This is a genomic window from Serratia ficaria (assembly GCF_900187015.1).
GTDB lineage: Bacteria > Pseudomonadota > Gammaproteobacteria > Enterobacterales > Enterobacteriaceae > Serratia > Serratia ficaria.
In genome coordinates, this window is sequence record NZ_LT906479.1 from 4,279,526 (window position 1) to 4,305,626 (window position 26,101).

The window sequence follows — 26,101 nt, forward strand, 5'->3', positions numbered from 1 at the left end:
TGCGGTGTCCCCCGAACGCAAACTTTGCCGAACGTGTTATTCGTATTCGCTCATCGGCACGCAGGAACAAAACAGGTTGCGATCGCCGTACACGTCATCCAGACGCTTAACGCTCGGCCAGTACTTGTTCTCGCGCACGCCGGCGATCGGGAACACCGCCAGCTCGCGGCTGTAGGCGTGCTGCCAGTCGCTGACCAGCTCCGCCTGCACGTGCGGCGCGTTCACCAGCGGGTTGTCTTCCAGCGGCCATTCGCCCTTGGCGACGCGGTCAATTTCGCTGCGGATGGCCAGCATCGCATCGATAAACCGATCCAGCTCCACCTTGCTTTCCGATTCGGTCGGCTCGACCATCAGCGTGCCCGCCACCGGGAACGACATGGTCGGCGCGTGGAAACCGTAGTCGATCAGGCGCTTGGCGATGTCCATTTCGCTGATGCCGGTCTCTTCCTTCAGCGGGCGAATATCGAGAATGCATTCGTGCGCCACGCGGTGATCGCGGCCGGTGTACAGCACCGGATAGGCGTCCTTCAGGCGGGTAGCGATATAGTTGGCGTTAAGGATCGCCACCTGGCTGGCCTGCTTCAGGCCTTCCGCGCCCATCATGCGAATGTACATCCAGCTGATCGGCAGGATTGACGCGCTGCCGAACGGTGCGGCGGATACCGCGCCCTGTTGGGTGGTCACGCCGTCGATCTGCACTACGCTGTGGCCCGGCACGAACGGCGCCAGGTGCGCTTTCACGCCGATGGGGCCCATGCCCGGGCCGCCGCCGCCGTGCGGAATGCAGAAGGTTTTGTGCAGATTGAGGTGCGAAACGTCCGCGCCGATGTAACCCGGCGTGGTGATGCCCACCTGGGCGTTCATGTTGGCGCCGTCCAGATACACCTGGCCGCCGAACTGATGGACGATCTGGCACACTTCACGGATGGTTTCTTCATACACGCCGTGGGTAGACGGGTAGGTCACCATGATGCACGACAGCGCTTCGCCCGCCTGCTCCGCCTTGACGCGCAGATCGTGCAAATCGATGTTGCCGTTCTTGTCGCAGGCCACCACCACCACGCTCATGCCCGCCATCTGGGCGGAAGCCGGGTTGGTACCGTGCGCGGAGCTTGGGATCAGGCAAACGTGGCGACCCGCTTCGTTGCGGCTTTCGTGGTAGCGGCGGATCGCCAGCAGGCCGGCGTATTCGCCCTGCGCGCCGGAGTTCGGCTGCATGCAGACCGCGTCATAGCCGGTCAGCTGCACCAGCCACTGCGAGAGCTGGCCGATCATTTGCTGATAGCCCGCCGCCTGTTCCGGCGGGCAGAACGGGTGCAGCTCGGCGAATTCAGGCCAGGTGATCGGGATCATTTCCGCCGCGGCGTTCAGCTTCATGGTGCAGGAACCCAATGGGATCATCGCCTGGTTCAGCGCCAGATCCTTGCGCTCCAGACGGTGCATATAGCGCATCATCTCGGTTTCGCTGTGGTAGCGGTTGAACACCGGGTGGGTCAGGATCGGATCCTTGCGCAGCATGGCGACCGGGATCGAGACGCTGTCTTTGCTTGCCGCCGCGTCCAGCGCGTCGATATCCAGCCCGTGGTTATCGCCCGCCAGCAGCGCGAACAGCGTCTGCACGTCTTCGCGCGAGGTGGCTTCGTCCAGCGTGATGCCCACGGCGCCGTGAATGTCGGTGCGCAGGTTGACGCCGAAGCTCAGCGCGCGTTCCAGCACCGCGGCCTTGTCTTTCACCTCTACCGTCAGGGTGTCGAACCAGGTTTTATGACGCAGCGTCAGGCCGGCCTGTTGCAGCCCTGCGGCCAGGATGTCGGTCAGGCGGTGGATGCGCCCGGCGATGCGCTGCAGGCCCTGCGGGCCATGGTACACCGCGTACAGGCTGGCGATGTTGGCCAGCAGCACCTGCGAGGTACAGATATTCGAGTTGGCCTTCTCGCGGCGGATGTGCTGTTCGCGGGTTTGCATCGCCATGCGCAGCGCGGTGTTGCCGGCGGCATCGCGGGATACGCCGATGATGCGGCCCGGCATCGAGCGCTTGAACTCGTCGCGGCAGGCGAAGAAGGCGGCGTGCGGGCCGCCGTAGCCCATCGGCACGCCGAAGCGCTGCGCGGAGCCGAACACCACGTCGGCGCCCTGCTTGCCCGGCGCGGTCAGCAGCACCAGCGCCATGATGTCGGCGGCCACGCTGGTGACGATCTTGCGGGATTTCAGCTCGGCCAGCAGCGCGCTGTAGTCGTGCAGTTCGCCGGTGGTGCCCACCTGCTGCAGCAGCACGCCGAACACGCCTTCCAGCTCCAGCACCTTTTCCGCTTTATCGACGATCACGTCGAAGCCGAAGGTTTCGGCGCGGGTGCGCACCACGTCCAGCGTCTGCGGGTGCACGTCGTCGGCCACGAAGAAGCGGTTGGCGTCCTTCAGCTTGCTGGCGCGTTTGGCCAGCGCCATGGCTTCGGCGGCGGCGGTGGCTTCATCCAGCAACGAGGCGGAGGCCAGATCCAGGCCGGTCAGATCGAGCGTGACGGTCTGGAAGTTCAGCAGCGCCTCCAGGCGGCCCTGCGACACCTCCGGCTGATAAGGGGTATAGGCGGTGTACCAGCCCGGGTTTTCCAGCATGTTGCGCAGGATCACCGGCGGCGTCAGCACCGCGCTGTAGCCCATGCCGATATAGGATTTGTAACGCTGATTCTGCGAGGCAATCGCCTTCAGCTCAGCCAGCGCCTGATGTTCCGTCGCCGCGTCGCCCACCGGCGGCGGCCCCGGCAGCTGAATGTCCGCCGGCACGATCTGTTGGATCAGCGCGTTGAGCGAGCGGGCGCCCACCGCTGCCAGCAACTCCTGCTGTTGTTCCGCAGAAGAGCCGATGTGGCGTTCGATGAACGCTTCGCTGTGTTCAAGTTGGCTGAGTGTCTGAGTCATTGCTACAAATTCCTGAATTCTTGCGTGGTACGGGAGTACGGGATATAGCGTGATCTATCACTAAAACGCCCCGGCCGAAGGGCCTGGGGCGCGGTACGCATTACTCGTCGATCGAGGCTTGATAAGCCGCGGCGTCCAGCAGGTTCGCCAGCTCGCCTTCGTCTGAGGCTTTAATCCGGAACAGGAAACCTTCGCCGTACGGCTCGCTGTTCACCAGCTCCGGAGAGCTTTCCAGCTCGCCGTTTACCGCCACGATTTCGCCGCTGATTGGCGCGTAAATGTCTGAGGCCGCCTTGACGGACTCCGCCACGGCGCAATCTTCGCCGGCGGCAACGGTGCGGCCCACTTCCGGCAGATCGACAAACACCATATCGCCCAACAGTTCCTGCGCGTGTTCGGTGATGCCCACGGTGTAAACGCCGTTACCTTCTGAACGAACCCACTCGTGGGAGGATGCGTATTTCAATTCTGTTGGCACATTGCTCATAGCCGGTTACTCCTTCGAAGAAATAATTTCCCTGTGTCTTTCACAGCGCAGCCGGGTTGGCCGCATGCGAATCCCATTGGGAATAATCAAAAAATCAATTTGTTAATGGCTTTCCGGCGCGGACAAAGCCCGGTTTGGTCACCTTGACCGGCATCTCGCGATTGCGGATCTGCACGATGGCCTGCTCGCCGATACCGGCCGGCACCCGCGCCAGCGCGATGCTGAAGCCCAGGGTCGGCGAAAACGACCCGCTGGTGATCACGCCTTCGTGCGTCTGCCCCGCTTCGTCGGTGAAACGCACCGGCAGCTCATTACGTAATACGCCTTTTTCGGTCATGATCAAGCCGACCAGCTGTTCGGTACCCTGCTCGCGCTGCTGTTCCAGCACGTCGCGGCCGATAAATTGGCGGTCTTCCGGCTGCCAGGCGATGGTCCAGCCCATGTTGGCGGCCAGCGGCGAAACGCCTTCGTCCATCTCCTGACCGTACAGGTTCATGCCCGCTTCCAGGCGCAGGGTATCGCGCGCGCCCAGACCGGCCGGCTTAACGCCCGCCGCCAGCAGCTTTTGCCAGAAATCAGCCGCCTGCTCTTTCGGCAGGGCGATTTCATAGCCGGCTTCACCGGTGTAGCCGGTGGTGGCGATGAACAGATCCCCGGCCTGTACGCCGAAGAACGGCTTCATGCCTTCGACCGCGCTTTTTTGCTCCGGGGCAAACAGGGTGGCGGCGCGCTCTTTGGCCTGCGGGCCCTGCACCGCGATCAGCGCCAGATCGTCGCGCACCGTCAGCGCGACGCCGTACGGCGCGGCGTGTTCTTCGATCCAGGCCAGGTCTTTGTCGCGCGTGGCGGAGTTCACCACCAGGCGGAAATAGTCTTCAGTGAGGAAATAAACGATCAGGTCGTCGATCACGCCGCCGGAGGCATTCAGCATGCCGGTATACAGCGCCTTGCCGGGTTGAGTGAGCTTGGCGACGTCGTTCGCCAGCAGGTAACGCAGGAACTCACGGGTGCGGGCGCCGTGCAGATCCACAATGGTCATATGGGAGACATCGAACATGCCGGCATCCTGACGCACGGCGTGGTGCTCATCGATCTGCGAGCCATAGTGCAGCGGCATCATCCAGCCGTGAAAGTCTACCATGCGCGCACCGCACGCCACGTGCTGGTCGTACAGTGGGGTTTGCTTTGCCATCTTTTCCCTCTTTCCACTCGGTCGCTAGAAGTTAGGGTGCTGCCACGCAATGCGTCTGGAAAAGGCTCGCGGCCTGCTTGCATGGCGCACTGACTGCTCAACGGAAACGTGCGCCGAAACGGCGTAAATCGCCGTGACGCAAACGATACCTTTCCCCCGAAGTTATCACCGAACGACCACATTAACCATAAGTTAAAATAGGCTCAGCGCCGTTCAGGGGCAGCAAATTGCCGGGCTAGTGTGCAGAGTTTTTCACTGGAAAAATGCGCTTTAAGGCACAAAATTAACAATTAAAGCGGCATAACTCCGAAGTTATATAACAAAACGGCGGCCGCCCGCGGAATATCGACTTTTGATAACCGATCGGTGAATTAGAAAAAGTAATGCTAAAAACAGGCTGGAATTAGATTATTTCAAATGAAGGGTTATATAAGGAAAAGTTATCGGCATAAGGGGGTTTTACGGGCCCGCCGTCGGGGCCCGCTTGAGCCGATTAAGCCAGCCAATCCGGCAGTGAGTTCAGGCCCATCGCCTGGCGCACCAGCTTGGGTTTGACGCCCGGCAGGTTGTCCGCCAGCCGCAGGCCGACGTCGCGCAGCAGCTTTTTGGCCGGATGACTGCCGTCGAACAGCTCGCGGAAGCCCTGCATGCTGGCCAGCATCACCGCCGCGCCATGTTTGCGGCGGCGCTCGTAGCGGCGCAGATACAGGTGCTGACCGATATCCTTGCCCTGGCGCTGCAGGCGGCGCAGTTCGGAGATAAGCTCGGCGGCGTCCATAAAGCCCAGGTTGACCCCCTGCCCGGCCAGCGGGTGTACGGTGTGCGCCGCATCGCCGACCAGGGCCAGACGATGCGCGGCGAAGCTGCGCGCATAGCGCCCGGTCAGCGGGAACGTCAGCCGTTCGCTTTCCAGGCTGCAGTTGCCCAGCCGCATGTCGAAGGTCATCGCCAGCTCGCGGTTGAATGGCTCCGGCGCCAGCCGTTTCAGCCGTTCGGCCTCTTCCGGCGTGACCGACCAGACGATCGAACTCAAATGCGGATCGCTGAACGGCAGGAACGCCAGAATGCCGTCGCCGTGGAACACCTGCCGCGCCGTCGCCAGGTGCGGCTCTTCGCTGCGAACGGTGGCGACCAGCGCATGGTGGCGGTAATCCCAGAAGGTCAGCGGAATATCGGCGTGCTCACGCAGCCACGATTGGGCGCCGTCGGCGCCGATCACCAGCCGGGCGGTCAGCATACGGCCGTCTTCCAGCGTGATGAAGGCGTCGTTTTCCCCCCAGGCCACCTGCTTGAGCGCCGCAGGAACGAGCAGCGTAATGTCGGACAGGCTTTCGGCGCGCTTCCATAGCGCCTGCTGGATCACCGAGTTTTCAATGATATGGCCGAGATGGCTGAAGCCGCATTCGTCGCCGCGGAAGGCGATTTTGCCGAAGCTGTCGCGATCCCAGACTTCCATCGCGTTGTAAGCGCTGGCGCGCAGCTGGAGGATATCCTCCCAGACGCCGATATGCTGCAGCAGACGTTCGCTGGCGGCATTGATGGCGGAGACGCGCAGCGCCGGTTGCTCCTGCGGCGGCGTCATGTCCGGCGGTTGGCGCTCCAGCACCGCAACGCGCAGCCCGCTGCCCTGCAGGCCGCAGGCCAACGCCAGCCCCACCATACCGCCACCGGCGATAACCACGTCAAATGATTGCATGCTGCTCGATTTCCTTAAATAGCGCGCCGCACAGGGATGCGCGGCGCCGTGGGCGCAGCGAGCTGCACCCGAATGTAAGTCTAGCGTTCCACCCAACCCAAGGTGCGTTTGGCGAAGGCGTCGCGCACCGGCGGCAGCCGCTCCATCGCCATCAGCCCCAGATTGCGGCCGACCACCAGCGGGCCGTAGCGGTTGGCGAACAGCCGGATCAGGCCGTCGGTCACGCCGACCGTCGCCTGCTGATCGCCCTGTCGCCGTTGTTGATAGCGGCTCAGCAGCGCATAACCGCCGGCGTCTTCCCCGCTGTGTGCGGCTTCCGCCAGGGTTTCCGCCAGCGACATCACGTCGCGCAAACCGAGGTTGAACCCCTGGCCGGCGATCGGATGCAGCGTCTGCGCGGCATTGCCCACCAGCGCCAGCCGATGGCTGACGTGCCGGTTGGCGGTCAGCAGGCCAAGCGGGTAGCTGTGGCGTTTGCCGGCCTTGAGGATGCGCCCCAATCGCCAGCCGAAGGCCTGCTGCAGTTCGCTGATAAAGCGCGCATCGTCCCAGGCATCGACCCGCTCGCGATCTTCCCGCGCATGGCACCACACCAGCGAGCTGCGGCCCTGCGACATCGGCAGCAGCGCCAGCGGCCCGTGGCGGGTAAAGCGCTCAAAGGCGCGCCCCTGCGGATCTACCGCGGTGGTGACGTTGGCGATGGTGGCAAACTGCGGGTAGTCGCTCTGCTGCCACTGCACGTTGCAGGCCTGCGCCAGCGCCGAGCGCGAACCGTCGGCCGCCACCAGCAGTTGCCCGCCGATGCGTTGCCCGTTGTCCAGCAGCACTTCCGCCCGTTCGGCGCTGCGCAGCACGTCGACCACCCGCGCCGGGCAGTGCAGCGTTACGCCGGGTGCCTTCGCCAGCAGCGCAAACAGCCGCTGCCCGGCGTCGTGCAGTTCGATCACCTGGCCGAGCGCTTCGACCTGATAATCCTGCGCATGCAGGTTAACAAAACCGGCATGGCCGCGATCGCTGACGTGCACCTGGGTGATCGGCGTGGCGCAGTCACGCAGCGCCGGCCACACGCCGATGCGCGTCAACTGCTGGCAGGTGCCCTGCGCCAAAGCGATGGCGCGGGCGTCGAACCCCGGGTGGCGGCGGTCGTCCGGGCGAGTCGCCTCGATCAAATCCACCGCCATCCGGCCCTGGGTGAGCGACGAGATAGCCAGCGCCAACGTCGCGCCCGCCATGCCGCCGCCGACAATGATTACGCTCATCCGCTTACCTTGCCGCCGCCATCAAGGCTTCGATGGCGTCAGCGTCTTTCACTACGCTGGCGGTCAGGTTTTCATTGCCCTCGGCGGTGATCACGATATCGTCCTCAATGCGGATGCCGATGCCGCGATAGGCTTCCGGCACGTCCGCGTCCGGCGCGATATACAGTCCCGGCTCGACGGTCAGCACCATGCCTGGCTCCAGCAGCCGGTCGCGGCTCGGCGTGCCGTAATGGCCGACGTCGTGCACATCCAGACCCAGCCAGTGGCTCAGCCCATGCATAAAGAACTGCCGGTGCGCCTGTTCGGCGATTAACTGATCCACTTCACCCTTCATCACCCCCAGCTCCACCAGCCCGGTAACCATGATGCGCACCACTTCGTCGTTGACCTCGCGAATGCTGGTGCCCGGTTTGAACAGCTCCAGCGCGCGCAGCAGCGACGCCAGCACGATGTCGTATACCGCGCGCTGCGGCTGGCTGAAGGTGCCGTTGACCGGGAAGGTGCGGGTGATGTCGCCGGCATAGCCCTGATATTCGCAACCGGCGTCGATCAGCACCAGATCGCCGTCGCGCAATTCGCTTTCGTTCTCGGTGTAATGCAGGATGCAGGCGTTTTCACCGCCGCCGACGATGGTGTTGTAAGACGGATAGCGAGCGCCGAGGCGGGTGAATTCGTGATGGATCTCCGCCTCCAGCTGGTATTCGAACATGCCGGGACGGCATTTTTCCATCGCGCGGGTATGCGCCAGGGCGCTGATCTCGCCGGCGCGGCGCATGACCGCCAGCTCTTCCGGCGATTTGAACAGGCGCATATCGTGCAGCCACGGCCGCCAGTCGGTCAGCGTCGCCGGCGCCTGCAGGCTTTGGCGGGATCCCTTGCGCAGCTTGTCCAGCGCGCCGAACAGGATCCGGTCGGCATACCCATACTCGCCCTGCGCGTGGTAGACCACGTCCAGGCCGTTGAGCAGCAGGTGCAGGTGCTCGTCGATTTCATCGAACGGCAGCGCGCGATCCACCCCCAGCTTCGCCGGCGCGGCCTCTTGCCCCAGGCGGCGGCCAAACCAGATTTCCGCCGTCAGGTCGCGCACCCGGTTGAACAATACGCTGTGGTTGTGCGTCTCGTCGCTCTTGATCAGCACCAGCACCGCCTCCGGCTCGTTGAAACCGGTCAGATACCCAAAGTCGCTGTTCTGACGGTAAGGATATTCCGAATCTGCACTGCGCGTCGCTTCCGGCGCAGAGAAAATAACCGCCGCGCTGGCCGGAGCCATTTTCGCCAACAGCGCCTGACGGCGGTTGTTGAATTCCTGCTGAGTCATTACCTTCTCCTGAAATCAATCCATCCGCACTCACCGTTGGCGGACCGGCAATATAGGTTTAGTGCAGCGTCGGTTTGATGTTTTCCGGCGCCGTCGGTTTCTGGCGCGTGAATTCGCCGTGGCACAGAATGGCGGCGACCCGCACATACTCCACGACCTCTTCCAGCGACTGCTCCAGCTCTTCCTGATCTTCGTCTTCGTCATAGCCCAGCTGGGCGATGTTGCGCAGATCGTCGATGGCTTCGCCCACTTCGTCTTTCACCTGGGCCAGCTTCGGCTGCATCATGCCCAGCCCGAGCAGGAAATGGTTCACCCAGCCGGCCAGCGCGTCGGCGCGGTCAAACACGCTGACCGTCTCGCCTTCCGGCAACAGCAACTGGAACATGAACTCGTCATCGTCCAGCGTTTCTTTTGTCATTTCATACAGTTGCTGCAGCGGCTGGCTCAGCGTCTGCGGGAAGGCCACGCCTTCGTTGGTCAGATCGTGCACCAGCGCCTGCCAGCCGGCGTCACGGCTGCCGCCGCACAGCAGGCCGCTGATCAAACCGTGCATTTCTGCCGCAGTCAGCGCGACCGCCTGCTGATTGAGGGCAACGGTCAAAGATTGGTAACTTGGAAATGTATTCTGTATAGACATGCGCATTCGTCATCGTTGGCAGGATAAGTTCGTGTTATGCTACCACCAAGGTCCGTCGCTATACCAGATAAGCGCGACACCTCAGTGGCTAGTTATAATCGTGATGTGGCAGGTTTTACACTGCGCCGGCAGGGGGCAAGATGGCGGTAAATACGCATTTTGAAACCCTTTTTTGACTGGTAATGTCTGTCACAGTAGATTACAACCAGGTACTGAAAAAGGGGTTGTATCTTGGTACCGAGGTATATATAGTGGCGCCCGCTTTGGAGGCCCGGCAAGGGCAGACCGGGGCTGGCGCGAAATTTAGGCAGGAAGGTGGCATGTCTGCACAACCGGTAGATATTCAAATTTTTGGCCGCTCGTTAAGAGTCAATTGCCCGCCAGAACAACAAGATGCGTTGAACATGGCGGCGGACGATCTTAACCAACGGTTGCAAGATCTTAAAGTTCGCACTAGAGTCACAAATACTGAGCAACTGGTTTTTATCGCGGCATTGAACGTTTGTCACGAACTTGCTCAAGAACGGTTGAAAACCCGTGATTATGCGTCCAATATGGAACAACGCATTCGTATGCTGCAACAGACCATTGAACAGGCACTGCTTGAACAGGGTCGCATCTCTGAACGTCAGGATGCACAATTCGAATAACTTAAGCTGTTGAAAACCGAGGTTTTCGGCAGCGAGTACAAAATTTCTCTGAGATGTTCGCCAGCGGGCCAGTCCCCTGAGCCGATATTTAGTACCAACAGAATGTGATGATCCGCGATCGGTGTGCATGCTCGGCCCGCCGAGAAGCCTTAAGATTGCGACAGCACGTTCACCTTGAACCATGGGTTCAAGGGTTACAGCCTGCGACGGCATCTCGGAGATTCCCCTTTCTCAGCGGGTTATGTGTGCTGAACACCCACACTGAGCAAGCCTGACGCCATGCCTTTTCAACCTCTATTTTCCCGGCAACGCCAACACGTTCGCCAGCAAATTCGCCAACGTCGGCGCGAACTCACGCCCGAACAACAGCAGCTCGCCGCTCAACAAATAGCCGAGCGCGTCGCCACGCACCCGCGAATTATGGCGGCGCAAAGCGTAGCGGCGTTTTTTTCGTTCGACGGCGAGCTCGATACCGCTCCGCTGATCGAACGGCTGTGGCAGTCGGGCAAGCGCGTTTATCTGCCGGTACTGCATCCGTTCAGCCCGGGCAATCTGCTGTTCCTGCGCTATGCGCCTGATACGCCGCTGGCGCGCAACCGTTTCAATATTCTGGAACCGCGGCTCGACGTGCGCGCGGTGCTGCCGGCAGGCGCGCTGGAGGTGGTGCTGACGCCGCTGGTGGCATTCGACGATGCCGGCCAAAGGCTGGGCATGGGCGGCGGCTTTTACGACCGTACCTTGCAGAACTGGCGGCGCGGCGGCCCTTACCCCATCGGGCTGGCCCACGACTGCCAGCGGGTGGCGCTGCTGCCGACCGAACATTGGGATATTCCGCTGCCGGAAATTATCACCCCGTCGCGCCGCTGGGCGTGGCCGGACGACAAATAGAAAAGGCCGGATAATCCCGGCCTTTTTCATTATCGCGATCGCGCTGGCGCAATCAGAGCAGCAAACGGGCGCGAATGGTGCCGTCGATAGCCTTCATGCGCTGCAGCGCAGCATCGGCGCGTGCGGTTTCCGCTTCGATGTCGATCACCACGTAGCCGATTTCCGGACCGGTTTGCAGGTACTGCGCGGCGATGTTCACCCCTTCTTCGGCGAAGATCTGGTTAATCTGCGTCAGCACGCCCGGGCGGTTTTCATGGATGTGCAGCAGACGGCTGGCGTTCGGGCCATGCGCCGGCAACGAGACTTCCGGGAAGTTGACCGCCGACAGGGTCGAGCCGTTGTCGGAGTATTTCGCCAGCTTGCCCGCCACTTCGTCGCCGATGTTCTCCTGCGCTTCCTGCGTGGAGCCGCCGATGTGCGGCGTCAGCAGCACGTTGTCGAACTCGCACAGCGGCGAGTTGAACGGATCGCTGTTGGTCGCCGGCTCTTCCGGGAACACATCGATCGCCGCCCCGGCCAGGTGATTGCTGGCCAGCGCGTTGCACAGCGCCGGGATATCCACCACGGTGCCGCGCGAGGCGTTGATCAGGATCGCGCCCGGCTTCATCAGCGCCAGCTCTTCCGCCCCCATCATATTCTTGGTCGACAGGGTTTCCGGCACGTGCAGCGTCACCACGTCGCTCATGTTGAGCAGATCGGACAGATGGCGCACCTGCTGAGCGTTGCCCAGCGGCAGCTTGTTCTCGATGTCGTAGAAGAACACCTTCATGCCCAGGCCTTCCGCCAGAATGCCCAGCTGGGTGCCGATGTGGCCGTAACCGATGATGCCCAGCTTCTTGCCGCGCGCTTCATACGAGCCGACGGCCAGCTTGTGCCATACGCCGCGGTGCGCCTTGGCGTTGGCGGCCGGGATGCCGCGCAGCATCAGCAACAGCTCGCCCAGCACCATTTCGGCCACGGATCGGGTATTGGAGAATGGCGCGTTAAACACCGGAATGCCGCGCTTGGTCGCCGCTTTCAATTCAACCTGGTTGGTGCCGATGCAAAAACAGCCTACCGCGACCAGCTTCTCGGCGGCGGCGAAAACCTCTTCGGTCAGATGCGTACGCGATCGGATGCCGACGAAGTGAGCATCGCGGATGGATGCCTTAAGCGATTCGGTGTCTAACGCACCTTTATGATATTCAATGTTGGTATAACCGGCGGCGCGCAGATTATCTACCGTGCTCTGATGAACCCCTTCTACCAACAGGAATTTAATCCTGTCTTTCTCCAATGATACTTTTGCCATTTACCCGACCCTATGTTCAGACTTCAGAAGCGGCTGTTGTGAAACAGCACCCATCCAACATAACAAAAATAACGCGGGCGGCAATACAAACGATTGCCTGCCCGCCAGTACAAGGCTCAGCCCGGCCGGCGGTTTCTGGCAGAAAATGCCATAGGGAAAGATTTAGACAGAAGCTTTATGGAGCCATCACCAGAAATGTGACATAAGTCACCAAATTTGGCGATTTTAAGAAAAGATATTTTAACCAGTGAATTATGCGGCCGGGGGGATCGCCAGGCCGCATAGCCGCGGTGAGCGCAGCGTTTTATTCGACGACCTTGACGCCGTTCGGCGTGCCGACCAGCGCCACGTCCGCGCCGCGGTTGGCGAACAGGCCGACGGTGACCACGCCGGCGATGCCGTTGATTTTGTTCTCCAGCGCCACCGCGTCGGTGATGCTCAGGTTATGCACGTCGAGGATCACGTTGCCGTTGTCGGTCAGCACGTTCTGGCGATATTCCGGCAGCCCGCCGAGCTTCACCAGCTCGCGCGCCACGTAAGAGCGCGCCATCGGGATCACTTCCACCGGCAGCGGGAACTTGCCCAGCACGTCCACCTGCTTGGTAGCGTCGACGATGCAGATGAATTTGCGCGCGATGGCGGCGATGATCTTTTCACGCGTCAGCGCCGCGCCGCCGCCCTTGATCATCTGCATATGGGCGTTGATTTCGTCCGCACCGTCGACGTAGATATCCAGCGAGTCCACTTCGTTGCTGTCGAACACGTGAATGCCGAGGCTTTTCAGCTTGGCGGTTGAGGCATCGGAACTGGACACCGCGCCTTCGATCTGGTGCTTGATGGAGCCCAGCGCATCAATAAAATGGGCGGCGGTCGAACCGGTGCCGACCCCGACGATGGTACCCGGCGTCACGTAGTCCAGCGCCGCCCAACCCACCGCTTTTTTCAGTTCATCCTGCGTCATAATATGTCCATTGCCTATGTACGAAAACCTGTGCGTATTATAGGGTAAAACGTTATTTTTCACTCAGGCAGGATCACACTTCTTCACCCTGAGCCGCATTTTTAGCCGCGCGGCGGCGAGATGACCGCGTGATTTTTACACCTGCGCAACGGCCAAAATGTGGCATAGTGCCGATATCAATTTTATTTAAGGGATATCTTTTCCGATGAAACGCCCAGACTATCGAACGCTGCAAGCGCTGGACGCGGTGATCCGTGAGCGCGGCTTTGAGCGCGCCGCACAAAAACTCTGCATCACGCAATCGGCGGTATCCCAACGCATTAAACAGCTGGAAAACCTGTTCGGCCAACCGCTGCTGGTGCGCACCGTGCCGCCGCGCCCGACCGAACAGGGGCAGAAACTGCTGGCGCTGCTGCATCAGGTTGAGCTGCTGGAAGAAGAGTGGCTGGGCAACGACACCGGCATCGACACGCCGCTGCTGCTGTCGCTGGCGGTCAACGCCGACAGTCTGGCCACCTGGCTGCTGCCGGCGCTGAAGCCGGTGCTGGCGGACTCCCCGGTGCGCCTGAATCTGCAGGTGGAAGATGAAACCCGCACCCAGGAACGCCTGCGCCGCGGCGAAGTGGTGGGGGCGGTGAGTATTCAGCCGCAGCCGCTGCCGAGCTGCCTGGTGGACCAACTCGGCGCGCTGGACTATCTGTTTGTCGCCTCCAAGGGCTTCGCCGAGCGCTACTTCCCGAACGGCGTCACCCGCTCCGCGCTGCTGAAGGCGCCGGCGGTGGCGTTCGACCACCTCGACGATATGCATCAGGCCTTCCTGCAGCAGAATTTCGATCTGTCGCCGGGCAGCGTACCCTGCCACATCGTGAACTCGTCCGAAGCCTTCGTGCAGCTGGCGCGCCAGGGCACCACCTGCTGCATGATCCCGCATCTGCAGATTGAGAAAGAGCTGGAGTCGGGTGAGCTTATCGATCTGACGCCGGGGCTCTACCAGCGCCGCATGTTGTTCTGGCACCGCTTTGCGCCGGAAAGCCGCATGATGCGCAAGGTGACCGACGCGCTGCTGGACTACGGCCGCCAGGTACTGCGCCAGGATTAAACGAAAAAGGTTCGCCGCAGCGAACCTTTTTTATCGCCGCAGCCCGGCGTTACTGCGCGGCGTTGCGCTGCAGTTCAAACACCACATCCACCTGATCGTCGAAGTGAATGCTTTGCTGCTCGTAGGTTTGCGCCGCATCGTTCTCCGCCGCCGCGCCCGCGGCCTTGTACATGCGCGCTACCGGCATCGGCTGGTAGTTGGCCACGTGGTAACGGATGCTGTAAACCGGGCCCAGCTTGGCGTTAAAGCCCTTCGCCAGTGAAGCGGCCTGCTGGGTGGCGTTTTCGATGGCTTTCTGACGCGCCTGCTCGCGATAGACGTCCGGCTTGGCCACGCCCAGCTCAACCGCGCGGATCTCGTTCAGGCCGGATTTCAACGCGCCGTCCAGCAACCCGTTCAGCTTGTCCAGCTGACGCAGCGTCACCTGCACCTGACGCACCGCGCGGTAACCCTTCAGCACCGACTCGCCGGTTTTCAGGTAATCGTACTCCGGCTGGGTGCGCAGGTTGGCGGCGCTGATGTCTTTCTTCTCGATGTTGTTTTTCTGCAGGAAATCGAAGTATTGCGCCACGCGCTCATCCACCTGCTTCTTCGCCTGCGCGGCGTCTTTGGAGGAGACGCTGACTTCGATCGCCAGGGTGGCGATGTCCGGCGTAGCGTCGACGCTGGAAGTGCCCGAGGTAACCACGTGCGGCCCTTCCGGCACTTCGGCCGCCTGCAGCGCCAGCGGTAACGTCCCTAATCCAACCATTGCGGCCATAGCCAATGCTTTAAGCTTCACAGTGTCTCCTTATGACAGGCTGTCTCTGATTACCGGCCTTTTCCTGTGAGAACAGCCGGTTCCTTGGCATAAAACGTAGCATATCGCGCGGGGTTTTAAATTCGGATTAGTGACAAATTCTTATAAACTTGCCCCCTGCCAGGCCAATTGCAACGCGATGCCCCACATCACCAGCCCCACCAGGCCATTGATGATGCGCTGCGCCAGCCGGGTATTCAGCCAGGGCGCCAGCCAGGAGGCCAGCAGCGCCAGCCCGAAGAACCACACCGCCGAGGCGCTGACCGCGCCCAGGGCGAACCAGGAGCGCACGTCCGCCGTCAGCTGGCCGCCCAAGCTGCCCAACACCACGAAGGTGTCCAGATAAACGTGCGGGTTCAGCCAGGTGACCGCCAGCATGGTGACCACGATGCGCCAGCGGCTCTGCGCCAGCTCTTGCGCGACCGCCAGCGCCGGCTGCGGGCTGAGGGCGGTGCGAAACGCCCCCCAGCCGTACCACAGCAGAAACGCCACGCCGCCCCAGGTCACCACGGCCAGCAGCAGCGGTGAGCGGGTCAGCAGCGCGCTGCCGCCAAAGATGCCGGCGCAGATCAGCAGGATATCGCTCAGCGCGCACAGCGCGGCAATCATCAGATGGTACTGACGGCGGATGCCCTGGTTCATCACGAAAACGTTCTGGGGCCCCAGCGGCAGGATCATTGCGGCGCTGAGGGCAAAGCCCTGCAAGAAGACGGCTAGCATGGTATTCCTCGAAACAGTAAAGGCGCCGTACAGAGGCGCGTGTCGGTCAACTCGCGCATCATACGAGGAAGAGATTATTAGGTGAAATTGATATTTCTAATCAACTATCATAATAGCTAATAACCAGGCTGGAGTAACGGCTCCCGGCGCCCCGGCTCTGGTGTATACTCGGGTTTTCTGCGCCATGCCAGCCAAAGCGGCTTTCGATCAGGCCCGTTTCAGAAGGAACTGGACGCCTGCGCTGCCCTCCAGCCAGCCCCACACCGCACCAGTCTAATAACAGTGGAATCGCCATGAGCCAAAACCCCGCTCGTATCAGTGAGATCATCGACCGCGCGAAGATATCTCCCTACCAGATCCTGATCCTCAGCCTGTGTTTCCTGATCGTCCTGCTGGACGGTTTTGATACCGCCGTCATCGGTTATATCGCCCCCGCCCTGCGTGAAGAATGGGACCTGCAGCCCGCACAGCTGTCGCCCGCCTTCGGCGCGGGCTTGTTCGGCCTGCTGCTCGGCAGTTTGATCTTCGGCCCGGTCGCCGATGCCATCGGCCGCAAGCGCGTGTTGCTCGCCTCGATACTGATTTTTGGCGGCGGCACCCTGGCCTGCGCCTATACGGATTCGATCGCGTCGCTGACCCTGCTGCGTTTGATCACCGGCATCGGCCTGGGGGGCGCCATGCCCACCTGCATCACCCTCAGTTCAGAGTACTCGCCGGCCCGCCGACGGATGCTGATGGTCACCCTGAGCTGGAGCGGCTTTACCGCAGGGCTGGCCCTGGGCGGCATTCTTGCCGGGCAGATCATTCCCGCCTTCGGCTGGCGCGGCGTGCTGATGGCCGGCGGCATCGTCCCCCTGCTGCTGCTGCCGTTGCTGGCCTGGCAAATGCCCGAGTCGGCGCGCTTTATGACGTCCCACCCCAAATACGCCGACAGCCTGCGCCGGGTGGTCGGGCGCATCACCGGCAAAAGCTGGGCGGGGGTGACGATTGTCGATGACGAACGTTCCGAGCGGGCCAGGTCGCCGATTTCGCACCTGTTCACCGAAGGCCGCGCGCTGCGCACCCTGCTGCTGTGGCTGGCCTTCTTCTGTTCGCTGTTCGTGTTCTACCTGCTCACCAGCTGGCTGCCGAGCATTCTCAAGGACGCCGGTTACGATATCGCGCACGCATCGCGCATTGGGGCGATGGTGCCCCTGGGCGGCACCCTCGGCGCCATCCTCATGGCGCTGTTGATGGATAGGGTCGGACCTTACAAAGTGCTGGCGCTGTCCTATTTGGGCGCCGCGCTGGTGGTTGGCGCCACCGGTTACCTGATGGGCGACGTCTATACGCTGGCCGCCGCCGTCTTTCTTATCGGTTTCGGCGTGGCGGGCGCGCAAAACGGCCTGAACCTGGTTTCGACCACCCTCTACCCCACCGCCGCCCGCGTCACCGGGGTGAGCTGGGCCATGGCGAATGGCCGCTTCGGCTCCATCGTCGGCGCGATGCTCGGCGCCTGGATGATTAGCGCGGCGGGCAGCGCCGAGGTGTTCTTCATCTGGCTGGCGCTGCCGGTATTGGTGGGTTCCGCCGCCATCTTCCTGCTCTACCGGCTCAGCCGAAGCCGTCAGGCGCCTGACCCCGGGGAAAATAACGGGCCGAGACGCCATCAAGGACGTCTCGGCCGGCAATAAAAAAGGGGGCCAAGGCCCCCTTTCGCTTATTCCGCCTTGGCGGATGCGTCTTCGGTACGATACAGGTGAACGTCCATCTGCGGGAACGGAATGCCGATATTGTTGGCATCCAGCGCGCGCTTGAAGTTCTCCATCAGATCGAAGTACACGTTCCAGTATTCCGCGTTGGTGGTCCAGGAACGGGTAACGAAGTTCAGCGAGGACGGCGCCATTTCGTTCAGGCGTACGGTCACGCCTTTGGCGTGCATGATGCGCTTGTCGGCGGCGATCACATCGCCCAGCACCTTTTTCACCACGTCGATATCGGCGTTGTAGGCCACGCCTACCACGATATCCACACGGCGGTTCGGCTCGCGGGAGTAGTTGATGATGTTGCCGGCGATAATTTTGCCGTTCGGCACCACGATGGTTTTGTTGTCGACGGTGCGCAGGGTGGTGGAGAAAATCTGCACCTGATCGACGGTACCGGCCACGCCGCCCAGATCGACATACTCACCCACGCGCAGCGGGCGGAAGATCACCAGCAGCACGCCGGCGGCAAAGTTGGACAGCGAGCCCTGCAGCGCCAGGCCAACGGCCAAACCGGCGGCGCCCAGTACGGCGATCACCGAGGTGGTCTGCACGCCGACGCGCCCCAGCACCGCGATAAAGGTGAACGCCAGCACGCCGTAACGCACGATCGCCGACAGGAAGTCCGCTACCGTGGCGTCGATGCCGCGCAGCTTCATCACGCGGTTCAGCGCATTGCCGACCAGGCGGGCGACGATCGAACCGATGATCAGGATAACGATGGCGGCGACGATGTTCACCGCGTACTGGATCAACAGATCCTGATTCTTCACCAGCCAGTTGCCGGCGCCGTTGATGCCGTCTACTACATTCAAATCTTTCATTCGTGTCGTCCTAACTTTGCCCCTAAAGGGATAAACTCGCAAAAATACACTGACGTCTCGGCCAGTCGGAAACCACCGCCTAAGGGTAACCAACATTAAAGCCGCATGCCAACCGTAAGCGCTAAAAATAGCCGAAACCCTGCCCGCGTCTTCTATGCTGAGAACAGCGCCTTTACTTTTTCACGACAAGGGATCCGGCCGCCATGCATATTCGCTCCTCACTCCGGCATTATTGGCAGGTCCGGCCCAGGCTGCTGTTCTCGGTCAGTGCCGGGGGGCTGTGCTTTTTACTGCTGCCCGCCCAGTTTTCGCTGCTGCAGCGGCTGATGATCGGCTGGAACCTGTTGGCCTGGCTGTACCTGCTGTTTCTTTGGCGGCTGATGCTGGTGAGCACGCCCAAACATATCCGCCAAATCGCCCGCGCGCAGGACGAGAGCGCCAGCACGGTGCTGGCGCTGGTCAGCATCGGCTGTCTGGTGAGCATTCTGGCCATTCTGTTTGAGCTGAGCAGCGCCAAACAGGCCAGCGACTCGTTGAAGACCCTGCATCTGGCGCTGACCGGCGCCACGCTGGCGGTGTCCTGGTTGCTGTTGCCGACCGCCTTCACCATGCATTACGCCCACCAGTTCTACCGCCAGGGCGCGCAGCGGGATCCGCTGCCGCTGCTGTTTCCCGGCAACCTGGCCGAACCGACCTATCTGGATTTCGCTTACTTCTCGTTCACCATCGCGGTGGCGTCGCAAACCGCCGACGTGGCGGTCGGCGCGGCCGAGGTGCGCAAGATTACCCTGCTGCAGTCGGTTATCTCTTTCGTGTTCAACATGGTGATCCTCGGCTTGTCGATCAACGTCGGCGCCAGCCTGCTGGGCTGAAAACGAAAAAGGCTCCCCGAAGGGAGCCTTGCCTGTCTTGCAACCGATGCCGAAGATTACAGAACGTCTACCGCGTTCAGATCTTTGAAGGCCTGTTCCAGACGGGTCACCATGCTGGTCTGCGCGGCGCGCAGCCATACGCGTGGATCGTAGTATTTCTTGTTCGGCTGATCGGCGCCTTTCGGGTTGCCCAGCTGGCCCTGCAGGTAAGCTTCGTTCGCTTTGTAGTACTGCAGGATGCCGTCCCAGGTCGCCCATTGGGTGTCGGTGTCGATGTTCATCTTGATCACGCCGTAGCCTACGGACTCTTTGATCTCTGCGTCGGTAGAGCCGGAGCCGCCGTGGAACACGAAGTCCAGGCTGTTGTGCGGCAGGTTGTATTTCTTGGACACGTAGTCCTGAGAATCACGCAGGATGGTCGGGGTCAGCTTGACGTTGCCCGGTTTGTACACGCCGTGCACGTTACCGAATGAAGCCGCAATAGTGAAGCGCGGGCTGATGGCGTGCAGTTTTTCGTAGGCGTAAGCCACGTCTTCCGGCTGGGTGTACAGCGCGGATGCGTCCATATGGCTGTTGTCTACGCCATCTTCTTCACCGCCGGTGCAGCCCAGTTCGATTTCCAGCGTCATGCCGATCTTAGCCATACGGGTCAGATACTTGCTGCAGATCTCGATGTTTTCTTCCAGAGACTCTTCGGACAGGTCGATCATGTGGGAAGAGAACAGCGGTTTGCCGGTGGCGGCGAAATGTTTCTCGCCGGCGTCCAGCAGGCCGTCCAGCCATGGCAGCAGTTTCTTCGCGCAGTGGTCGGTGTGCAGAATAACCGGCACGCCGTAATGCTCAGCCATCTGGTGAACATGGTGTGCACCGGAGATGGCGCCCAGAATCGCTGCGCCCTGCGGAACGTCAGTCTTCACGCCTTTGCCGGCGATAAACGCCGCGCCGCCGTTAGAGAACTGTACGATCACCGGAGCACGCACCTTCGCCGCTGTTTCCAGCACGGCGTTGATGGAGTCGGTGCCTACGCAGTTTACTGCCGGCAGCGCAAAGTTGTTCTCTTTAGCTACTGCGAATACTTTCTGAACGTCATCACCCGTGATGACACCCGGTTTTACGAAATCAAAAATTTTAGACATGTTACTTTGTCCTGTTTCGTCGGCCGTAGATGGATGTAAATCGATTTTTCATGCCGCGCCGCCGTTGCCGCGCGGTATAAAACAAACGGGCGGCTTTCGCCTCCCGTTGTCTGAATTACTGCTTAGCGCGCTCTTCCAGCATCACGACTGCCGGCAGTGGTTTCCCTTCAACGAATTCCAGGAAAGCGCCGCCGCCGGTGGAGATGTAGGAAATTTTGTCAGCGATACCGAACAGGTCGATTGCTGCCAGAGTGTCGCCGCCGCCTGCGATGGAGAAAGCTTCGCTATCGGCGATCGCGCGGGCGACAATTTCGGTGCCCTTACGGAAGTTAGGGAACTCGAATACGCCAACCGGGCCATTCCACAGAATGGTTTTGGCGTTCTTCAGGATAACGGCCAGACGCTCGGCAGAGACGTCGCCCATATCCAGAATTTGCTCGTTGTCCTGGATCTCGTTGGCCTGCTTCACGGTGGCCACCGCCTCTTCAGAGAACTCGGTCGCTACGCGCACGTCGGTCGGCACCGGAATGTCGCAGGTTTCCAACAGTTTCTGCGCGTTCGGGATCAGATCCGGTTCGTACAGCGACTGGCCCACGTTGTTGCCCTGCGCCGCCACGAAGGTGTTGGCGATGCCGCCGCCGACGATCAGCTGATCGGCGATTTTGGACAGCGAGTCCAGAACGGTCAGTTTGGTGGACACTTTAGAACCGCCGACGATGGCGACCATCGGACGCGCCGGGTTGCCCAGCGCCTTGCCCAGGGCTTCCAGCTCGGCAGACAGCAGCGGGCCGGCACAGGCTACCGGGGCGAATTTGCCTACGCCGTGGGTAGAGGCCTGCGCGCGGTGCGCGGTGCCGAAGGCGTCCATCACGTACACGTCGCACAGCGCCGCGTATTTCTTGGACAAGGTTTCGTCGTCTTTCTTCTCGCCCTTGTTGAAGCGGACGTTTTCCAGCACCACCAGTTCGCCTTCGGCGACGTCCACGCCATCCAGATAATCCTTCGCCAGACGAACTGGGGATTTCAGATGATCTTTCAGGTAGTTAACTACTGGCAGCAGGGAGAATTCTTCGTTGTACTCGCCTTCGGTAGGACGCCCCAGGTGGGAGGTTACCATGACGCGGGCGCCTTGTTTCAGCGCAGCTTCGATAGTCGGCAGGGAGGCGCGGATACGCGCATCGGAAGTCACTTTACCGTCTTTCACTGGCACGTTCAAATCGGAACGGATCAGTACGCGTTTACCCGCCAGATCCAGATCGGACATCTTAATTACAGACATGGTGAACCCTCTTAGTTGAATCTCTATAAAACTAGAAACCGCTGGCGGCCATTGCCCGTGTTGTATCCAACATCCGGTTGGCAAAGCCCCATTCATTGTCGCACCAAACCAAGGTCTTAATCAGGTGCTGCCCGCTGACCCGCGTCTGTGTACCGTCGACGATAGCGCTGTGCGGGTCGTGGTTAAAATCAATCGAGACTAATGGTAGTTCCGTATAGTCAACTATACCACGAAATGATCCCCGTGCGGCCTTTTGCAACAGCTGGTTGACCTCTGTCACCTTCACCGCCGAGCTCACGCTGACGCTGAGATCGATGGCCGTCACGTTGATGGTCGGCACGCGCACGGAAATCGCCTCAAACCGATCGCAAAACTGCGGGAAGATGCGGGTGATGCCCGCGGCCAGCTTGGTGTCGACCGGAATAATCGACTGGCTCGCCGCGCGGGTGCGCCGCAAATCCGGGTGATAAGCGTCTATCACCGGCTGATCGTTCATGGCGGAGTGGATGGTGGTCACGGTGCCGGATTCGATGCTGTAGGCATCGTCCAGCAGCTTGATCACCGGAATAATGCAGTTGGTGGTGCATGAGGCGTTGGACACGATGCGATGTTCCGCCCGCAGCGTCTGGTGGTTGACGCCAAACACCACGGTGGCGTCCAGATCGTTGCCGCCCGGGTGAGCGAACAGCACCTTCTTCGCCCCCGCCGCCAGATGGGCCTCGCCATCCGCCCGGCTGCCGTACACGCCGCTGCAATCCAGCACCACGTCGACGCCCAGCTCGCCCCAGGGCAGCCGCTCCACCGCCGGTTGATGCAGCAAACGGATCGCATCGTCCCCGACGCTCAGCGTATCGCACTCCTGGCGCACGTCCCAGGCGAAGCGGCCGTGGCTGGAATCGTATTTCAGCAGATGGGCCATCCCCTCGGCGTTCGCCAGCTCGTTGATCGCCACCACGGAAATTTCCGCTCGTCGTCCCGATTCATACAGTGCGCGTAACACGCTGCGGCCAATGCGGCCAAAGCCGTTTATCGCTATGCGGATGGTCATGCTGCTCCTGAAAAAGGGCCTTTCCCGCCGGGGCGAACTCACCGGCGCCGGACCGGCGCTGACTGGTTATCTGACTAACCCGCATAGAGTAGTGTATCGCACCGCCCGCTGTGAATCGCCGCGTTGCATTATTCCTCGGCGCCGGCGCCATGCCGCCGCCCTCACTCCGGCGTTTCTGCTGAATACCGCACCAACTGAAACGCTTCAGCCGAGCATAAACCAAAGTTTTGGCAAAAGGAACAGATGCAGCGAACCGGCGAGCAACAGGAAGGAGTTTTGCGAGAATAAGATGATCTAGCGCACACTTTTGCCGGAGGGCTGCGCCAGAGACGGGCGACGCAGCGCTGCAATTATCGCCGACTGGCCGGGCCCCTCGCCTCGGGCCCCGGCTCTGCCGCCGCTAGCCTTTGGGGAAAATCCATACCTGTTCTGCCGGCAGGGACAGCCGGCACAGCGCCTGCTCGCGCACCTCGCCGCCGTAGGCGCGCACCACGAGGTCTTCGGCCACCGTACGGAACAGGTATTCCCAGCGATCGCCGAGGTACATGCTGGTCAGCAGCGGCAGTTCGAGCTGGTTGCCCTGCGGATCCTCCCCCAGCCGCACGCGCTCCACGCGGATCACCGCAATGCCCTCCTGGCCGACCTGCAGTCCGGCGCCCGCCAGCCCCCACAGCGCCCAGTCCTTGCCTTCGATGCGCGCCCTGTCGCCCTCCAGCGTCACAACCTTGCCGGGCAGGCGGTTGTTGCTGCCCATAAACTCGGCGGTAAACAGCGTGGACGGCGAACCGTACATTTCCTGCGGCGTGCCCTGCTGCTCGATTTTGCCGTTGTTGAGCAGCAGAATGCGATCGGAGATGGCCATCGCTTCGTTCTGATCGTGGGTCACCATCAGCGCCGACAGCCCGAGCTTGATGATCAGTTCGCGCAGGAACACCCGCGCCTCTTCGCGCAGCTTGGCGTCCAGGTTCGACAGCGGTTCGTCCAGCAGGATCACCGGCGGGTTGTACACCAGCGCGCGCCCTATCGCCACCCGCTGCTGCTGGCCGCCGGACAGCTGATGCGGGTGGCGCTGGCCCAGGTGCCCCAACCCCAGCTGCTCGAGCACCGCCTGCACCCGCCGGGTGATTTCCGCCGCGGCGATTTTACGCAGCTTCAGCGGATAAGCGACGTTTTCAAACACCGTTTTATGCGGCCACAGGGCGTAGGACTGGAATACCAGCCCCAGGTTGCGCTCCTCGGCGGGAATTTCGCTGCGCGCGCTGCCGTCGTACACCGCATTGCTGCCGATGACGATGCGCCCCTGGCTCGGTTTTTCCAGCCCGGCCACCGCGCGCAGCAGGGTGGTTTTGCCGCTGCCCGACGGCCCCAGCAGGGAGACCACCTCGCCGCGTTTCAGCTCCATCGACACCCCTTTCAACACCGGGTTGTCGCCGTAGGTCAAATGCAGGTCTTCTACCGAAAGTTCAATCATGTAATTTCACTCCGAAGCGCAGGGCGATCCCCAACCCCAACACCACCAGCAGGATGTTAATGAACGATAGCGCGGCGACGATGTCGATCGCCCCCGCCGCCCACAGGGAAACCAGCATCGAGCCGATGGTCTCCGTGCCCGGGGAAAGCAGATACACCCCGGTGGAATATTCTCGTTCGAAGATCAGGAACATCAGCAGCCAGGAGCCGATCAGGCCGTAACGCGACAGCGGAATGGTCACGTGGCGGGTGATCTGGCCGCGGGTCGCGCCGGTGCTGCGCGCGGCCTCCTCCAGTTCGGGCCCCACCTGCAGCAGCGTCGAGGAGATCAGCCGCAGGCCATAGGCCATCCACACCACGGTGTACGCCAGCCAAACGCTGAAGATGGTGCTGCGCAGCGAACGCAGCCAGACGATCAGGTTTTCCCGCAGCCATTCGGCCACCGGCAGCGCCGACAGCCAGCCCTCTTTCAGCGACTTGTCCAGCCACATCGGCAGGAACAGGAACACCCACAGGAACGCCAGGCCGGCCAACAGCCCCGGCACCGCGCGCGGCACCAGCACGCTGTAATCGAGAAAGCGGGTCGCGCCGTCCGGCTTGCGGTGCATGGCGATGCCGATAAACAGATAACAGACCACCGCCAGCGCCCCGCCGATCACCCCTATGGCCATCGAGTTGACGATGGCGCGCAACAGGTTGGGCTGCTGCCAGATGGTGCGGAAGGTATTGAGCGACAGCTCGTCCCAAATCGACACCCCTACCCCCCAGTTGGAGATAAAGGCGCGCAGCACCACGCCCACCAGCGGCACGCCGATGGTGACGGTCAGCCAGAACACCACCACCGCGCCGGCCACCCAGCGCCATTTGCCCAGCGGCAGCGCGCGGGCCTGCGACGCCTTGCCCTTGACGGTAACGAAACGGTTGGCGGTGCGCATCAGCCGGCGTTGCAGCATCACCAGCGGAATGGTGATGCAGATAAGCACCACCGCCACCGCCGCCATCAGGTGATAAGACGGCGTGCCCAGCTTGTTGGTCAGCTGATACAGATAGGTCGCCAGCACCAGGTTGCCTTCCGGATCGCCCAGCACCAGCATCAGGCCGAACACCTCCAGCCCGAGGAAGAACAGCAGCACGCCGGCGTACAGGATCGACGGTCGCACCATCGGCAGGCTGACCGCGGTCATCACCTGCAGCGGCGTCGCCCCGGCGGTGCGCGCCGCTTCCTCCACGTCGGAACCCACGCTGCGCAGCGCCGAGGAAATGTACAGATAGGCGTGGGGAACGTGCGTCAGCCCGGCGATCGCCACGATGCTGGCCATCGAGTAGATGTTCCACGGCACAAAGCCCAGCAGCGCCTCCGCCCACAGCGAAAAGAAACCGACCGGCCCGGCGGCCACCACATAGCCGAAGCCCAGCACCATCGGCGACACGAAGATCGGCACCAGGATCAGCGGCTCAATCAGCCGGCGGCCGGGCAAGTCGGTCCTGACCATCAGAAAGGCCAGGATGCCGCCCAGCGGAATGGCGATCACCACCAGCCCGAAGGCCAGAATAAAACCGCTTTTCAGCGCTTTGTAGAAATCCGGGTCGGTAAAGATAAACTCGAAGGCTTCGAGGCTGAACACCTTCGAAGGGGAAAAAAAGGGCGCGGAGAGGAAACTTTGAATGATGATGAACGACAGCGGAACGTAGATAACCAGCGCGGTTATCAGCACCACCGCGCCGCGCGGCAGGCTCTGCCATTTTCTGCGCCATGCTTTCATAAATTATCCCAATGGTTGTAAACGACGACGACCAAAGGGCGCGCGCCCCTCAGG

Annotated in this window: 22 protein-coding genes and 1 other RNA gene; 6 read left to right on the forward strand and 17 right to left on the reverse strand. The window is 61.6% G+C overall.

All coding sequences use genetic code 11. The annotated features are described in order from the left end of the window. Nucleotides 1-36: 36 nt before the first annotated feature. The 7 genes from gcvP to CKW09_RS20215 all read right to left on the reverse strand — a co-directional run bounded on the left by gcvP (nt 37) and on the right by CKW09_RS20215 (nt 9,505). On the reverse strand, nt 37-2,916 hold the full coding sequence (gene gcvP / locus CKW09_RS20185; protein WP_061796984.1) for an aminomethyl-transferring glycine dehydrogenase: 2,880 nt from the start codon (nt 2,914-2,916) through the stop codon (nt 37-39). Between the two features lie 100 nt (nt 2,917-3,016). After that, nucleotides 3,017-3,403: a glycine cleavage system protein GcvH gene (gene gcvH, locus CKW09_RS20190; RefSeq protein ID WP_061796985.1), complete on the reverse strand. Its 387-nt coding sequence runs from the start codon at nt 3,401-3,403 to the stop codon at nt 3,017-3,019. A gap of 94 nt (nt 3,404-3,497) precedes the next feature. Beyond that, the gene (gcvT, locus tag CKW09_RS20195) at nt 3,498-4,595 is read right to left on the reverse strand and encodes a glycine cleavage system aminomethyltransferase GcvT (RefSeq protein WP_061796986.1); all 1,098 of its coding nucleotides are present in this window, start codon (nt 4,593-4,595) and stop codon (nt 3,498-3,500) included. A gap of 493 nt (nt 4,596-5,088) precedes the next feature. Continuing rightward, nucleotides 5,089-6,291 carry an FAD-dependent 2-octaprenylphenol hydroxylase gene (ubiI, locus tag CKW09_RS20200; RefSeq protein WP_095099129.1) on the reverse strand — a complete coding sequence of 401 codons (1,203 nt, stop codon included), beginning with the start codon at nt 6,289-6,291 and terminating at the stop codon, nt 5,089-5,091. A gap of 80 nt (nt 6,292-6,371) precedes the next feature. Then, nucleotides 6,372-7,550: a 2-octaprenyl-6-methoxyphenyl hydroxylase gene (gene ubiH, locus CKW09_RS20205; RefSeq protein WP_061796989.1), complete on the reverse strand. Its 1,179-nt coding sequence runs from the start codon at nt 7,548-7,550 to the stop codon at nt 6,372-6,374. Between the two features lie 4 nt (nt 7,551-7,554). Continuing rightward, nucleotides 7,555-8,868 carry a Xaa-Pro aminopeptidase gene (pepP, locus tag CKW09_RS20210; protein WP_095099132.1) on the reverse strand — a complete coding sequence of 438 codons (1,314 nt, stop codon included), beginning with the start codon at nt 8,866-8,868 and terminating at the stop codon, nt 7,555-7,557. Nucleotides 8,869-8,926: 58 nt separating this feature from the next. Then, nucleotides 8,927-9,505, reverse strand: a complete 579-nt coding sequence (locus CKW09_RS20215; protein WP_061797028.1) for a YecA/YgfB family protein — start codon at nt 9,503-9,505, stop codon at nt 8,927-8,929. Between the two features lie 320 nt (nt 9,506-9,825). On the opposite strand from CKW09_RS20215, the gene zapA reads away from it, so the two are divergent. The 3 genes from zapA to CKW09_RS20230 all read left to right on the forward strand — a co-directional run bounded on the left by zapA (nt 9,826) and on the right by CKW09_RS20230 (nt 11,043). Beyond that, complete coding sequence (gene zapA / locus CKW09_RS20220; protein WP_061797030.1) at nt 9,826-10,155, forward strand: cell division protein ZapA; 330 nt, start codon at nt 9,826-9,828, stop codon at nt 10,153-10,155. 42 nt (nt 10,156-10,197) lie between these two features. Next, a non-coding RNA gene (gene ssrS / locus CKW09_RS20225) (6S RNA) lies at nt 10,198-10,380 on the forward strand. Between the two features lie 54 nt (nt 10,381-10,434). Next, a complete protein-coding gene (locus CKW09_RS20230) occupies nt 10,435-11,043 on the forward strand; it encodes a 5-formyltetrahydrofolate cyclo-ligase (protein ID WP_095099135.1) in 609 nt (202 codons plus the stop codon). A 52-nt stretch (nt 11,044-11,095) separates the two neighbouring features. Here the strand turns inward: CKW09_RS20230 and serA are convergent, their stop codons facing one another. Both serA and rpiA read right to left on the reverse strand, forming a co-directional pair. After that, nucleotides 11,096-12,334, reverse strand: a complete 1,239-nt coding sequence (gene serA / locus CKW09_RS20235; RefSeq protein ID WP_061796993.1) for a phosphoglycerate dehydrogenase — start codon at nt 12,332-12,334, stop codon at nt 11,096-11,098. A 304-nt stretch (nt 12,335-12,638) separates the two neighbouring features. Beyond that, nucleotides 12,639-13,295: a ribose-5-phosphate isomerase RpiA gene (gene rpiA / locus CKW09_RS20240; protein WP_061796994.1), complete on the reverse strand. Its 657-nt coding sequence runs from the start codon at nt 13,293-13,295 to the stop codon at nt 12,639-12,641. 205 nt (nt 13,296-13,500) lie between these two features. Here rpiA and CKW09_RS20245 point away from each other — a divergent pair, with 205 nt between their 5' ends. Next, nucleotides 13,501-14,394 (forward strand): LysR family transcriptional regulator ArgP, encoded by an 894-nt coding sequence (locus CKW09_RS20245; protein WP_061796995.1) that lies wholly within the window; start codon nt 13,501-13,503, stop codon nt 14,392-14,394. 49 nt (nt 14,395-14,443) lie between these two features. On the opposite strand, the gene CKW09_RS20250 is transcribed toward CKW09_RS20245, so the two are convergent. Together CKW09_RS20250 and argO are read right to left on the reverse strand one after the other, a co-directional pair. Beyond that, entirely contained in the window at nt 14,444-15,154 is a 711-nt protein-coding gene (locus tag CKW09_RS20250; protein WP_061796997.1) for an oxidative stress defense protein, read from the reverse strand. Between the two features lie 141 nt (nt 15,155-15,295). Further along, nucleotides 15,296-15,913 (reverse strand): arginine exporter ArgO, encoded by a 618-nt coding sequence (gene argO / locus CKW09_RS20255; protein WP_095099138.1) that lies wholly within the window; start codon nt 15,911-15,913, stop codon nt 15,296-15,298. Nucleotides 15,914-16,206: 293 nt separating this feature from the next. Between argO and CKW09_RS20260 the strand changes: the two genes are divergently transcribed. Next, nucleotides 16,207-17,586, forward strand: a complete 1,380-nt coding sequence (locus CKW09_RS20260) for an MFS transporter (protein WP_095099142.1) — start codon at nt 16,207-16,209, stop codon at nt 17,584-17,586. Nucleotides 17,587-17,612: 26 nt separating this feature from the next. Here the strand turns inward: CKW09_RS20260 and mscS are convergent, their stop codons facing one another. Next, on the reverse strand, nt 17,613-18,479 hold the full coding sequence (gene mscS, locus CKW09_RS20265; protein WP_061797001.1) for a small-conductance mechanosensitive channel MscS: 867 nt from the start codon (nt 18,477-18,479) through the stop codon (nt 17,613-17,615). A gap of 203 nt (nt 18,480-18,682) precedes the next feature. Here mscS and CKW09_RS20270 point away from each other — a divergent pair, with 203 nt between their 5' ends. After that, complete coding sequence (locus tag CKW09_RS20270) at nt 18,683-19,351, forward strand: DUF1345 domain-containing protein (RefSeq protein WP_095099145.1); 669 nt, start codon at nt 18,683-18,685, stop codon at nt 19,349-19,351. A 56-nt stretch (nt 19,352-19,407) separates the two neighbouring features. Here the strand turns inward: CKW09_RS20270 and fbaA are convergent, their stop codons facing one another. The 5 genes from fbaA to CKW09_RS20295 form a co-directional block, all read right to left on the reverse strand. Beyond that, the gene (fbaA, locus tag CKW09_RS20275) at nt 19,408-20,487 is read right to left on the reverse strand and encodes a class II fructose-bisphosphate aldolase (RefSeq protein WP_061797003.1); all 1,080 of its coding nucleotides are present in this window, start codon (nt 20,485-20,487) and stop codon (nt 19,408-19,410) included. A gap of 115 nt (nt 20,488-20,602) precedes the next feature. Further along, nucleotides 20,603-21,766, reverse strand: a complete 1,164-nt coding sequence (gene pgk / locus CKW09_RS20280) for a phosphoglycerate kinase (RefSeq protein ID WP_061797004.1) — start codon at nt 21,764-21,766, stop codon at nt 20,603-20,605. 31 nt (nt 21,767-21,797) lie between these two features. After that, nucleotides 21,798-22,814: an erythrose-4-phosphate dehydrogenase gene (gene epd, locus CKW09_RS20285; RefSeq protein WP_061797005.1), complete on the reverse strand. Its 1,017-nt coding sequence runs from the start codon at nt 22,812-22,814 to the stop codon at nt 21,798-21,800. Between the two features lie 400 nt (nt 22,815-23,214). Then, entirely contained in the window at nt 23,215-24,285 is a 1,071-nt protein-coding gene (locus CKW09_RS20290; protein ID WP_061797007.1) for an ABC transporter ATP-binding protein, read from the reverse strand. Beyond that, on the reverse strand, nt 24,278-26,047 hold the full coding sequence (locus CKW09_RS20295; RefSeq protein WP_095099148.1) for an ABC transporter permease: 1,770 nt from the start codon (nt 26,045-26,047) through the stop codon (nt 24,278-24,280). The genes CKW09_RS20290 and CKW09_RS20295 overlap by 8 nt, the downstream gene beginning before the upstream one ends. Nucleotides 26,048-26,101 lie beyond the last annotated feature (54 nt).